The sequence below is a fragment of the Paenibacillus sp. FSL H8-0261 genome (genome assembly GCF_045040645.1).
Classification (GTDB): domain Bacteria; phylum Bacillota; class Bacilli; order Paenibacillales; family Paenibacillaceae; genus Paenibacillus_AQ.
This window is the reverse complement of sequence record NZ_CP150297.1, coordinates 3,726,668-3,739,796: the sequence shown is the minus strand read 5'-3', so window position 1 is coordinate 3,739,796 and position 13,129 is coordinate 3,726,668. Positions and strand designations below refer to the sequence as shown.

13 protein-coding genes are annotated in these 13,129 nt (G+C 42.4%); 12 read left to right on the top strand and 1 reads right to left on the bottom strand.

Going from position 1 to position 13,129, the window contains the following annotated elements; all coding sequences use genetic code 11:
- The first annotated feature begins 4 nt into the window (after positions 1 to 4).
- From MHI27_RS16500 to MHI27_RS16480, 5 genes are all read left to right on the top strand, one after another.
- Positions 5 to 997 carry an ABC transporter permease gene (locus tag MHI27_RS16500; protein ID WP_076283610.1) on the top strand — a complete coding sequence of 331 codons (993 nt, stop codon included), beginning with the start codon at positions 5 to 7 and terminating at the stop codon, positions 995 to 997.
- Positions 998 to 1,057: 60 nt separating this feature from the next.
- Entirely contained in the window at positions 1,058 to 2,038 is a 981-nt protein-coding gene (locus MHI27_RS16495; protein WP_060623448.1) for an ABC transporter substrate-binding protein, read from the top strand.
- A 113-nt stretch (positions 2,039 to 2,151) separates the two neighbouring features.
- Complete coding sequence (locus MHI27_RS16490; RefSeq protein ID WP_405174225.1) at positions 2,152 to 3,762, top strand: response regulator; 1,611 nt, start codon at positions 2,152 to 2,154, stop codon at positions 3,760 to 3,762.
- Positions 3,759 to 5,543: a sensor histidine kinase gene (locus MHI27_RS16485; protein WP_405174224.1), complete on the top strand. Its 1,785-nt coding sequence runs from the start codon at positions 3,759 to 3,761 to the stop codon at positions 5,541 to 5,543. The genes MHI27_RS16490 and MHI27_RS16485 overlap by 4 nt, the downstream gene beginning before the upstream one ends.
- Positions 5,540 to 6,529 (top strand): substrate-binding domain-containing protein, encoded by a 990-nt coding sequence (locus tag MHI27_RS16480; protein WP_405174223.1) that lies wholly within the window; start codon positions 5,540 to 5,542, stop codon positions 6,527 to 6,529. The genes MHI27_RS16485 and MHI27_RS16480 overlap by 4 nt, the downstream gene beginning before the upstream one ends.
- Before the next feature lie 65 nt (positions 6,530 to 6,594).
- Here MHI27_RS16480 and MHI27_RS16475 read toward each other — a convergent pair whose 3' ends face one another.
- A complete protein-coding gene (locus MHI27_RS16475; RefSeq protein ID WP_405174222.1) occupies positions 6,595 to 7,479 on the bottom strand; it encodes a LysR family transcriptional regulator in 885 nt (294 codons plus the stop codon).
- Between the two features lie 332 nt (positions 7,480 to 7,811).
- Here MHI27_RS16475 and MHI27_RS16470 point away from each other — a divergent pair, with 332 nt between their 5' ends.
- The 7 genes from MHI27_RS16470 to MHI27_RS16440 all read left to right on the top strand — a co-directional run bounded on the left by MHI27_RS16470 (position 7,812) and on the right by MHI27_RS16440 (position 13,059).
- Positions 7,812 to 8,744: a phosphate ABC transporter substrate-binding protein gene (locus MHI27_RS16470; RefSeq protein ID WP_042132223.1), complete on the top strand. Its 933-nt coding sequence runs from the start codon at positions 7,812 to 7,814 to the stop codon at positions 8,742 to 8,744.
- Positions 8,745 to 8,835: 91 nt separating this feature from the next.
- Complete coding sequence (gene pstC / locus MHI27_RS16465; protein WP_042128137.1) at positions 8,836 to 9,738, top strand: phosphate ABC transporter permease subunit PstC; 903 nt, start codon at positions 8,836 to 8,838, stop codon at positions 9,736 to 9,738.
- Positions 9,735 to 10,631 (top strand): phosphate ABC transporter permease PstA, encoded by an 897-nt coding sequence (gene pstA, locus MHI27_RS16460; RefSeq protein ID WP_042128135.1) that lies wholly within the window; start codon positions 9,735 to 9,737, stop codon positions 10,629 to 10,631. The genes pstC and pstA overlap by 4 nt, the downstream gene beginning before the upstream one ends.
- A 39-nt stretch (positions 10,632 to 10,670) precedes the next feature.
- Positions 10,671 to 11,447: a phosphate ABC transporter ATP-binding protein PstB gene (pstB, locus tag MHI27_RS16455; RefSeq protein WP_405174221.1), complete on the top strand. Its 777-nt coding sequence runs from the start codon at positions 10,671 to 10,673 to the stop codon at positions 11,445 to 11,447.
- 119 nt (positions 11,448 to 11,566) lie between these two features.
- Complete coding sequence (locus tag MHI27_RS16450) at positions 11,567 to 12,169, top strand: nitroreductase (protein ID WP_076283615.1); 603 nt, start codon at positions 11,567 to 11,569, stop codon at positions 12,167 to 12,169.
- Positions 12,170 to 12,409: 240 nt separating this feature from the next.
- Entirely contained in the window at positions 12,410 to 12,589 is a 180-nt protein-coding gene (locus tag MHI27_RS16445) for a helix-turn-helix transcriptional regulator (protein WP_042132222.1), read from the top strand.
- 2 nt (positions 12,590 to 12,591) lie between these two features.
- Positions 12,592 to 13,059, top strand: coding sequence for a DUF6773 family protein (locus MHI27_RS16440; protein WP_405174220.1), 468 nt, complete (start codon positions 12,592 to 12,594; stop codon positions 13,057 to 13,059).
- Positions 13,060 to 13,129: the final 70 nt, after the last annotated feature.

The following is a 13,129-nucleotide window of genomic DNA, read 5'->3' as shown; positions in this document are numbered from 1 at the left end:
GGTCATGAAGATCGCAGATAAAGGGATTAGCCAGCCTATCAGCTCGAAGCAAACCGGGGCGCAATCAGGGTTTAAACAAAAATTACTAGCATTCGCAAGTTTGATCATTCTGGTCATCGTATTTTCAGTAGCATCAAGTAACTTTTTTCAGTTTTCTAACCTAGTTGGAATCCTCGTCTCGACAGCTGTAATTGGGGTATTAGCGCTGGGTGCAACCTTTGTAATTATTACGGGCGGGATCGACCTTGCTTTGGGTACTGTGATGACCTTCTCCTCGGTGATGGTTGGCGTCATCATTACATTCTGGGGCCTACCTGTTCCACTCGGAATAGTAGGCGGGATTCTAGCTGGTGCACTATGCGGTTTTATAAGTGGTTTAATGGTGGCGAAAATGAATATTCCACCTTTTATTGCTACTCTGGCGATCATGATGGTCACTAAAGGATTATCACTTGTCATAACGGGTGCCAAGCCGATTTATTTCAATGATGATCCGATTTTTGCCAAGATTGCAATGGGCAAGATGATCCCAGGCATTCCTAACACCATCGTAATCTTCCTATTGCTCGGTGTTATCGCAAGCATCATCTTATCGAAGACAATTATTGGACGCTATAACTTTGCACTTGGCAGCAATGAAGAAGCAACTCGCTTATCAGGTGTGAATACGGTCAAATGGAAGATTGTGATCTATACCATCACAGGGATTTTCAGCGGAATCGCTGGTATCCTGATGGCATCACGTCTAAATTCAGCCCAGCCATCACTTGGCACTGGTTATGAACTTGAAGCTATAGCAGCTGTCGTCATTGGAGGCACATCTTTAAGCGGGGGCGTAGGTTCTATTCTAGGTACAATTATTGGTGCACTGATTATGAGTGTACTGACGAATGGCTTACAGATTATGTCCGTTGCTCAGGAATGGCGGACAGTCATTGTTGGTGTTGTCATCATCATAGCAGTGTATGCTGATATTCTTCGCAGACGGAAGCAATGAACGAGGTATTATCTCCATACGGAGTGATATACAAAGCAAATGACGAGGGGGAAGATTTAAATGAAACAACGTCGAAGAGGGATTATCATGCTTGCTAGTTTGTTATTGGCTACTACCTTACTTGGTGCTTGTAACAACAGTGATAGCAAAAAGAGTGCATCCGGTTCAGACAAACCATATATCCCAGTCATTTCAAAAGGCTTCCAACATCAATTCTGGCAAGCGGTGAAGCAAGGAGCCGAGAAGGCTGCCAAGGAGTTTAATGTCGAGATTACGTTTGAAGGACCTGAAAATGAGAGTCAGGTAGATAAACAAATTGAGATGCTGCAGACAGCGCTAGATAAGAAACCAGCAGCAATCGCGTTAGCAGCTCTCGATAGCAAAGCAGCGATTCCATATCTGGAAAAGGCAAAGGAAAACAATATTCCAATCATTGGCTTTGACTCTGGTGTAGATAGTGATATTCCTGTAGCAACCGCAGCGACTGACAATAAAGCGGCAGCAGCTTTGGCAGCTGATAAAATGGCTGAGTTGATCGGCAAAAAGGGTAAAGTAGGTTTAGTTGTACATGACCAAACAAGCAGCACAGGTCAACAGCGTCGTGATGGCTTCTTAGAACAAATGAAAGCGAAATATCCAGATATTGAAGTGTTAGAGCCGCAATATGGCGGCGGAGATCAGTTGAAGTCCACGGATCTTGCAAAAGCGATGATGCAAGCCAATCCGGACCTTAAAGGAATCTATGGATCAAACGAAGGATCTGCAGTAGGAGTAGCTAATGCAGTAAATGAATTACAGATGGGTGGTAAGATTGTGGTTATCGGCTTTGACTCCGGTAAACAGTTAATGGATGCTATTCGTAGTGGTGTTGTAGCTGGCGCTGTTACACAGGACCCCATTGGTATTGGATATCAAGCGGTGAAGGCAGCTGTGCAGGCGATTAAAGGGGAAACCGTAGAAAAGAATATTGATACCGGGTTTCACTGGTACGATAAGAACAATATAGATTCCGATGAGATCAAACCTCTGCTGTACGAATAGAAGAGATTAATAATAGAGGTTGCCTCAAGAAGGCAACCTCTATTATGCTTATCCCAAAAGGTAAACATTTACATTACATGTACTCGATGAGTCAATAGCTGAGGAGGTGTTGGATGTATAAGATTATTCTAGTTGATGATGAAGACGAGGTTCGTGAGGGGATTAAACAGAAGATAGCATGGAATAATCATGGTTTTGAACTTGTTGGAGATTTCGATAACGGCAGAGATGCCCTTGATGCAGTCGAGCAGTATCGACCGGATGTGATTATTACAGATATTTGCATGCCCTTTATGGATGGACTAGGATTGGCTAAAGCTGTAATGGAACGATACCGGGACATGAAGGTCATTATCGTAACTGGTTATGAAGACTTCGAATACGCTAAACAGGCTATAACCTTGAAGGTGACGGAATATTTGTTAAAACCAATTAATGCTCGTGAGTTTGCCGAATATCTAAGCAAGATGAAGCAGGATTTGGATGAAGAGCATTTACAAAAGGCCAATATCGCTAAGCTTCGTATGCAATTAAATCAGAGCTTTCCTTTGCTTCGCGAACGTTTTTTGGAGAAGCTTGTTACTACTCGTATGAAAAACGACGAGATCGAGAATAAAATGAATTATTTTCATATACAGCTGCAGGGTGAGGCTAACCTTGCAATCGTAATCGATATAGAAATGGACAATCGTAGCCTAGATATTGCTTCTGATGCTGAGCTACTGCGCTTTGCTGCTTTTAACATTGTGCAGGAGCAACTTGAGAAGGAGCAGGGCGGTGTCGTATTTCAGACGAGAGATGGGAAATTCGCTGCGATATTATCAGGGGATTCCGAAGAGATCGAAGTCATAACACAACTTCTTGCAGATCAAGTACAAACCAGCCTGAACAAGTACTTGAAGCTGACGGCAACCATCGGCATCGGTAGAAAATACGCTGATTTACAGCAAATTCCACAATCATTCCAGGAAGCGATTTCATCCATAGAATATCGATATCTTTTAGGTATAGATAAGGTTATCTCCATACAGGATCTTGAGTTCGGCAAAGGATTGGATCAAGCACATTTCTCTTCATGGGAAAAGCAATTCATATCCGCGTTGAAGACAGGGAAAGCATCAGCGATCTCGGAGGTCCTCTCAAAATGGTTTCAGGAGCTAAAGAGCAATAGCTCTTCAATAGAAGACTGCCGCAGTAGCATCTACCAAATGCTCGTCTCTCTAATGAACTATGTGGTCGATATCGGATTCCCAAATACAGAGCTTGTTTCGCATAATATGTTTGCTGAGGTTGCAGCCCTTAAGACTTTAGATGAAGCTAGGAATTATTTGGAGAGAACTTGCCATGAGTTGATACTCAAGCTATCGGAACAAAGAACAACCGTCAGAACCTCTCAGATGAAAGCAGCAGAAGCTTATATTCGGGAGAATTATTGTAATGACAGCTTTTCACTTAATGAGCTGTGCAGTCATATTTTTATGAGCATCAGTTATTTCAGTGCGACTTTTAAACAGCATACTGGAGAGACTTTTATTGAATATTTGACTCGTCTTCGCTTGGAAAAAGCTAAAGAGCTCCTTACCGTCACACAGTTGAAGACTTATGATATCGCTGCTAGAGTTGGCTATGCTGATCCTCAGTACTTTAGTGTGATTTTCAAACGTAATGTTGGGATCACACCGAAGGAATATCGACAGCGACAGAAGGAGAATCTCCTTCTATGAAACCTCACCGCTTCTTCCGAAGTCGAAGTATTCATAATAATATCGCTATTTCTTTTTCACTTCTTATCCTCTGCACGACTATAGTACTAAGCTATACTTCATACCGACTCTCCTCAGCTGCCGTCATGGGGAATTCCGTAGCCTATACTTCACAATTAATAGAACAAGTAAAACTGAACATCGAGAATTATATTAGCAACATGGAGAGTATTGCTGCTTTGGTATTAACTAGTAGTGATCTTGAGAGATATGTAAAAGGTTCGAGTTCGGGACAAGAAGGGAAGGTCAAAGATAAGCAGTTAGCCAGCCAATATCTTCGATCTGTCGTCCAATCCCGCACCGACATTTCTTCTATAGTGTATGCAAGCTCGGAGGGGATAACGGTTTCGGATCGACTGGACGCAGTTTTGAAACCGCTTCCTGAGTTGATTGCTCAAGAGTGGTATCAGCAAGCTTTGAACCAGACGGAAGTGGCTGTCTCCTCCTCACATGTGCAGCATTTATTTCAGGATGAATATCGTTGGGTAGTGTCGATCAGTAGAAAGCTATCAGATACCTTTTCAGAAATGGAAGCAGATCGACAAGGTGTGCTACTTGTAGATCTTAATTACAGCGTTATTAACAATTTGTGCAAACAAATCGAACTGGGAAAACGCGGTTATGTATTCATCGTAGATCCGTCAGGGAGCCTAGTCTATCATCCTCAACAGCAGCTGATCTACTCGCAGCTCAAGTTCGAGCAATTGGAAACCGTTCTTGGGATTAAGAGCGGGTCGGTTACAGTGAACACAGGGAACGAGCAGAAGCTGTACACGGTGGATACAACCAGCTTTGGCTGGAAGATTGTAGGGGTGACCTATCCGGATGACCTGGTTGCTAACAAACAGCAGATGCAAGGTACAGCTGCCTTGTGGGGAGCTGTAAGTCTCATCTTTGCCATGGCTATATCTGTGCTTCTTTCGTACGCACTAACTAAACCACTTAAGAATCTAGAAATAAACATGAAGAAGGCTGAACGCGGAGAGTTCGACATTCGCGTGGAGATTGAAAGTACGAACGAAATTGGCAAGCTTGCCCGAACATTTAATCTGATGATCATGAAGATTAAAGAGTTAATGAGCCAGATTGTGATGGAGCAAGAGATGAAGCGTGTGAGTGAGTTGAAGGCATTACAAGCGCAGATTAAGCCCCACTTTTTGTACAATACGCTAGACTCGATCATCTGGATGGCAGAGACCGGTAAGATGGAGGAGGTGGTCGAAATGACCTCATCATTATCGAAGCTGCTGCGTTCTACGATTGGTGAGGGCGAGGAATTGATTCCGATCGCAAGAGAATTAGAACATATTCGACACTATCTAACGATTCAGAATATGCGCTATCGCCATAAATTCACATATTCGATAGAAGTGGATGAAGACATTCTTGAATGCAGTATATTGAAATTGGTCCTTCAACCCTTAGTTGAAAATGCGATTTATCATGGGATAAAGCATAATCCTGAGCAAGGGCACATCCTGATTAGAGGTAAAAAAGAGCAAAACGATATTACCATTCAGGTTATTGATAATGGTGTTGGTATGAATCCAGAGCAGATGAACAAGTTATTGCTTCAAAAGGCAGATTACAGGATTGGCAGCGGGGTTGGCGTCGCAAATGTGAACCATCGCATTCAGCTATATTTCGGGGACCATTACGGGTTGTCTTTTACGAGTGAAATGGAAGAAGGGACGACGGTCACTTTAAGAATTCCTGCGCTCTATGAGGAGGAGAATCCATGAGCTCACTATTGTCGAAAATAGGCTTGTCTGCTCTACTGGTAATCTTCATTGTAGCGCTCGGGTGGGCAGGTTATCGTATGTTTATGAACGATCTTGATCCAAAGGTCAGAACCATTATCTACGTTCCTAAGACTATCGATACCAGTATTGAATTCTGGGAGGTAATGAAACAAGGAGTGGCGACTGCTGCCAAGGAATTCGGTGCAGATGTTCATACGGTAGGAACAGATACCGAGCTAGATGTAGATAAGCAGATTCAATTACTGGAACAGGCGATTGAGGAGAAGCCCGATGCCATTATTTTAGCTGCTACCGACTATTATCGTCTCGTTCCGATTGCAGAGAAGATTAAGGCTGCTGGTATCACTCTTATTACGGTGGATTCGGGACTGAACGGCGGTGTATCGGAGAGTTTTATCGCCACAGATAATTATGAAGCAGGCCGTAAAGCAGCGCAGAAGTTGATTGAAAATATTCAAAGCGACGATCAAGTCGCCATTATGAATTTTGTACAAGGCTCCGCTACAGCTATCGAAAGGGAGAAAGGGGTTCGGGATGCTTTATCTCAGAATGGAGTTAATCTTGTGCAGGATACTCTTTACAGTAACGGATCTTCGAAGAAGGCATATCAATTAACTGTTGATCTTCTAAAGAATCAGCCACAACTAAAGGGAATCATTGGCTTAAATGAGCCCTCTACATTAGGTGCGGGACTGGCAATTATGGATATGGGCTTAAAATCAAAAGTGAAGCTGGTTGGGTTCGACAATTCCAGTAGTGAGGTTCAGTTGCTGGAGAACGAAACGATGCTGGGAACGGTGATTCAAAAACCTTTTACTATGGGGTACTTGGCTGTGAAAACTGCACTTGAAGTCGTTTCAGGTCACAAAGTAGCTCCTGTTATGGATACAGGCTCCGAATTCATTACGAAGGAAAATATGTACACAAGTGAGAATGAAAAGTTAATGTTTCCCTTTATAGAATAAGCAAATAAGAGCGCTCAAAACCATTTTGGCTTTGGGCGCTCCCTTTTATAAAATAGAAGGACCTATTAGTTGTTGTTTAATATATCGGCAAAAGATTGCTGCAACGGTGTTAATATATGATCTTTTCGCCAAGCCAGTACAAAACCACCGCTCTCAGGCAAAACTCCCGGTAGAGGAGCATAACAAAGACGACCTAACGCAAGTTCTGCTTCAATGCTAACTCTAGAACAAATACCTACGCCATCTCCCTCGCCAACTAACATCTTTAGAGTTTCAGGTGAATTCAACTCGGATCGGTTCCACAAGCGAATATGATTTATTTCTGCCCATTGATCCGCAAATCCCCGTAAACAAGAACCACCCTCATACTGAATCCAAGGCTCAAGCGCGATCTGTTCTGGTGTTAACTTCTCTATAGTTGCAAAAGGGTGACTAGGGGCAAAAATGATCACAGGCTCGTCGCGGACAACCAGCTGAAAGTTAAAGGATTCATCATGCCAATCAGAAGTGTGTAAAATAGCCATTTGAATTTCTCGGCTTCGGAGTCGTTCCTTTAACAAAGTATCACTTTGGATCGACATTGAATTATTAATCCCAGGATATTGTTTCATGAATTGGATTAGCGCTTTAGGTAAAATATAAGTTGCAGGTATATAACTTGCTTCCAGCTTTAAAGTACCTTGTGTTGGTGAAGAAAACTGTTTAACAGTACGTTCAGCTTCAGCTGTAAGTGAGACAATCTTGAGCGCATATTGATAAAGGGCCCGACCCGCATCTGTGAGCAGTACTCTTCCACTTCGATATTGGAATAAAGGCGTTCCAAATTCATTCTCTAGATTCTTCATATGAAAAGATACTGTGGGTTGTTTAAGGCCTAATTCAGCAGCTACATCGGTTACTTTCTTATATTTTTCAAGTAGGATAACGATCTTTAACTTCATAATATTCATGACTTTCCTCCGTACAATGATAAGTTGGATAACAAATTATATCTCCATTATAGATTAAATCTATACATATATATAGTTTCTATTGGTATTTTTATCGTTGGCTTTACAAAGTTAAGAAGTTTCTCTAACGAACGAGCTCTAGAATAAGAAGAGTCAGAGGGGCCAAGAAGCTCCGGACAACAACAATAACATATGCGTACAATGCACTTTTACAGTAAACAAGCATATGGGGGCCAAAGCTCCACAACACCATGTTAAAGCTTTCGAAGCCAGTTCCGTATGAACTGTATGAGGAAGCCGTGCTAACAAAACATTTAGGAGGAGACAAAACAATGCAATTCAAAAAATCTTGGGTTATGACTTTGGCTTTAACAAGCGTACTAGCACTTTCAGCTTGCGGTAATGGTGGGGCAAACAACACGGGAGGAAACGCTGCAGCTACAAATGAAGGTAGCGGCGCTAAAATAAGTGGTTCGATTCTAGCTTCAGGTTCAACAGCATTACAACCATTGGTTGAGCTGGTAGCCGAGAATTTCATGGATAAAAATGCTGGTGTGGACATTCAGGTTCAAGGCGGCGGCAGTGGTACTGGTCTTACTCAAGTAGCTGAGAAACAAGTAGATATCGGTAACTCTGACGTATTCGCAGAAGAAAAACTAAAAGATGCAGATGCAGAAAAAGCAGCAGCTCTTGTAGATCATCAAGTAGCAGTAGTAGCGATCGCAGCAGTAACTCATCCGGATGCTGGTGTAGACAGCTTGACTAAGCAACAACTTATCGATATTTTCACAGGAAAAGTTACAAACTTTAAAGAAGTTGGCGGAGCGGATCAAAAAATCCAAATCATTAACCGTCCAGGCAGCTCCGGTACTCGCGCAACCTTTGAAAGCTTTGCACTTGGAACTAAAACTGAAGATATCCCAGGATCGATTCAAGAAGATTCCTCCGGTACTGTTAAGAAAATGATCGGAGAAACTCCAGGGGCTATCGGTTATCTGGCTCTTTCATACCTTGATGATTCAATCAAAACACTTAGCCTTGATGGTGTAGAGGCATCTGTAGACAATGTTATTTCTGGTAAATATCCAGTATGGGCTTACGAGCACATGTACACAAACGGCGAACCAAATGAAACAGTAAAAGCATTCCTTGACTTTTTCTTGACAGACGAAGTACAAACAGGTGAAGTCGTTGAGCTTGGATACATTCCAGCAGTAAAAATGCAAGTTACTCGTGACGTTGCAGGAAATGTTACAGCTAAGTAATTCACTTCTAAGTAATTAGTAAGGATTAGAATCTCAAGTGATTAGAGGCGGATACATCTGCCTCTCTTTTCACTTTAGAAAGAGGGAGCAATTGAGGGTGAAACTAAAGAACTCACGCATCGAGAAACATCATATTGAAGATTTTGTGGGACGTACATATATGTCCTTCTGTGTACTGCTATTGATAACAATCATTGTATCGATGGTATATTTTGTGGCGTCTAAAGGTATTTCAACTTTCACAAGCGGTGATGTTAGCGTTACTGATTTTCTATTCGGAACAAAGTGGTCACCTGAAGCAGATACGCCATCCTTTGGTGCTTTTCCGTTTATTACTGGATCCTTCTTAGTTACTCTACTTGCAGCATTGATTGCTAGTCCACTTAGCCTTTGCGCTGCGCTGTTCATGACTGAGATTGTCCCAGGATGGGGCAAAAAATTGCTTCAGCCCGTAATCGAGCTGTTGGCAGGTATCCCTTCAGTTGTTTATGGTTTCATCGGATTAAGTGTTATTGTACCGTTTCTACGCAACAACCTGCCTGGTCAAGGCATCGGGGTAGCTGCAGGCGCGCTTGTGCTCTCGGTCATGATTCTTCCGACGATTACAAGCGTGGCTGCAGACGCGCTGGCTTCATTGCCGCAAAATTTAAAGGAATCCTCCTATGCGCTTGGTGCCACCCGGTGGCAGACGATCTCTCGAGTGATTATTCCGACAACGTTTCCTGCTATTATGACTGGTATTGTACTGGGGATGGCACGTGCATTCGGTGAAGCCCTTGCTGTACAGATGGTTATCGGGAATGCGCCATTCGTACCAAAATCACTCTTTGAATCAGCTTCTACCCTGACGAGTGTAATCACGCTTGGAATGGGGAACACAACCATGGGCTCTGCGCACAATAATGCTCTGTGGAGTATGGCACTGGTTCTTATGCTGATGACCTTTGTATTTGTCTTCTTTGTGAGACTGCTTGAAAGGAGAAATAAAATTTGAAGCCGAGAACCGTAAATAAAATTGCCACAAGCCTTATTGTGTTTTTCGCATTGCTCATCGTAGCTATTCTGGTTGGTCTATTAGGATATATCCTCTTTCGGGGTCTTAGTCACATTAGTTGGGATTTTCTATTCTCTGCACCGCAAAAAATTCGAGCAGGTGGAGGAATTGGCCCTCAGCTATTCAACTCCTTATTCCTTTTGGTACTCACGCTAATAATTACAGTACCTCTAGGACTGGGTGCCGGTATTTACATGGCTGAATATGCTCGTCCGGGAAAAATCACCGGCTTTATTCGCTTAATTGTTGAGGTATTATCTTCGTTCCCTTCAATCGTAGTCGGCTTGTTTGGTCTATTGCTGATTGTTAACTATTTTAATCTTGGCTTTTCCTTAATCTCTGGAGCACTGGCATTGACGGTCTTTAATCTACCGCTGATGGTTCGGATTACGGAGCAAGCTTTCCGTAGTGTTCCGAAGCAACAAAAAGAGGCTGGTTTTGCACTAGGATTGTCCAAGTGGAAAATCGTAACCTCCGTGTTGTTCCCAGTAGCATTACCAACGATTATTACGGGTACTATTTTGTCCGCTGGCCGTGTCTTTGGGGAAGCAGCCGCGTTGATGTTCACTGCAGGAATGAGTAGCCCAAGACTAGATTTCACCAACTGGAATCCACTTAGTCCGAACTCACCACTGAATCCTTTCCGTCCAGCTGAAACACTGGCTGTTCATATCTGGAAGGTAAATAGTGAAGGCCTTGCTCCTGATGCCGCGCAAATTGCTGCGGGAGCTTCAGCAGTACTTGTAATTATGGTGTTGATCTTCAACTTGGCAGCACGTTATTTCGGTAGATTTATTTATCGTAAGCTTACAGCTTCAAAAAGAATGAACTAATTCCTAAAAACTAAAGTAGAGATGTAGGAGGAGTAATCGATGGGAACGTCGGCAACAGCAGTGCGTGAATCTTTTCAAACCGAGGACCTGAGTATTTTTTATGGAACATATGAGGCAGTAAAGGGGATTAGTCTTCCTTTTGCTGAAAATACGGTTACTGCACTGATCGGCCCATCCGGCTGCGGTAAATCAACCTTTCTTCGTTCACTGAACCGTATGAATGACGAAATCTCCGGATCAACAACCAAAGGAAGCATCTGGATTGATGACGTTGATATTAATGCTCCTGGCACAGACGTTATCAAACTGCGTCAGAAGATCGGTATGGTTTGGCAAAAGCCCAATCCGTTCTATAAATCCATTTATGATAACATCGCCTTTGGACCGAAGTACCATGGGGTAAAAGGAAAAAAAGCACTCGATGAGATTGTAGAGAGCAGCCTTCGTAAAGCAGCGTTGTGGGATGAAGTGAAGGACCGGTTAAAAGATTCAGCATTAGCTTTGTCCGGTGGACAACAGCAGCGCCTTTGTATTGCAAGAGCGTTGTCAGTTAACCCACAAATTCTACTCTTGGACGAACCAGCATCCGCACTAGATCCGGTTTCCACTGGTAAAGTAGAGGAGCTCATCAAGGAGTTAAAAGAAGAGTTACGCATAGTAATCGTGACACACAACATGCAGCAAGCTGCACGGATTTCTGATTATACGGCTTACTTCTATCTGGGATCCCTTATAGAATACGATAAGACGGATAAGGTCTTTACTAATCCAGAGAATCAAATGACACAAGAATATATCATGGGTCGTTTCGGCTGAAGCCTTCAACATCGTTCCTTAGGGAACGGTGTTTTTTGTTTCTATTATTTGCAAAAGGCAGATAGATAATGTATCATTAATGATAATGATTATCATTATTATTATAGGGAGTGGATCTCATGACACAAACTCAACCGACTCAAAAGAATAGCGTAGCTGAAGTAATAAGAGAAAGACGCTCTATTAAGCTTTTTAAAAAAGATCCACTGCCGCAAGGTCTCTTAGAGGAATTGTTAAATGTAGCTGTATGGGCGCCGAATCATGGGGTGCGTGAGCCGTGGAGATTTATTGCTTTTCAAGGTGATGGTACAAAGTTCTTGGCTGAAGCGGCATTTGCTTTCGTGAAACGTGCTTTTTCTGATCCTGAAGTGGCTGCTAAGCGAAAAGAATATATCTCAAATATTCCTTTAACGTTAATTGTGGTGATGCCTGAGGATCCTCGGCAGAGAGAGTGGGATGAGGATTTTGCAGCAGCGTCAGCACTTGTGCAGAACTTCCAGCTAGCGGCTTGGGAGCAAGGCGTGGGAACGATTTGGAAGACCGATCCTTATATCAATAATCCTGAATTCCGTAACAAAATTGGTGTGAAGCCAGGAGAGAAGATCATAGCCATGATCCATGCCGGATACCCGGAGACTGTGCCAGACAGCCGTCCACGCACGGATGCTTCTGAACTATTGAAGATCATTGATAGCTATCCAGAGAACGATGTAGTGGAATAAGTAGAAGGTTTTACGGTATTTGAATAATGAATATTAAAAGAATATATATCCGAAGCATCCGAAGGGGTGCTTTTTTGTTGTAAGTTCAAGCTCCTTATGTCGTATGGTCGGATAGCAAAATCGCGTTAAATGTTTATAGCAATATATAATGTACATAATGAATGATATTGATTACAATTGGGTTATGTGGATGAATTTAAATAAGGAGGGAAAAGCGTGGGGGAGAACAAGAACATCAAGATGAAACTGGCACGTATACAAAAAGATCTTTCCCAAGAACAGTTAGCGGAAGTTGTAGGGGTTACAAGACAGACGATTGGTCTGATTGAAGCCGGGAACTATAACCCAACGCTTAAGTTGTGCATAGCTATCTGCAAGGCATTGGATCGATCTTTAAACGATATTTTTTGGGAGGAATAAGGGTGAGCAGGACAAGGATTAAGGATGAGCGGATTATCAGTGAAATTCAGAAGTTTAGTACGCATGGTTTTATGATTGTGTTCGTGGGCTTTATGGTTAGTCTTTTGGTAAAAGTGTTTATACTGCAATGGGACATTAAGTATTGGTTGGATACGTTTGTGATTGTGATGGCAGGGTGTTTGTATATAACTGTTCGTTCCGTCAAAAATGGAATATATCTGCTACCGAGTAAAGAAGGCGATGTAAGACGGTATAAGAAAATCAATTTAATTGGGGGAGCTGTCAGTACGTTAATATGGGCCGCTTTAATGTTCCTATCTGATTTTAGAAAAGCCGGGGAGTTGGATATTGCTAAAAGTATCATGAGCACCCTTGTGGGTTCCGTTATATTTTTCGTTGGGATTACATGGATGCAGTGGTTCATTATTAAAAGATCTAATAAAAATGCGGACAAAAGTCTAGAGGGTTAGTTGGGTGAAAAATTCACTCTTGTAAAACTAATATGATTAGTTTATATTTAAGCTAATACCATTAGTTTTA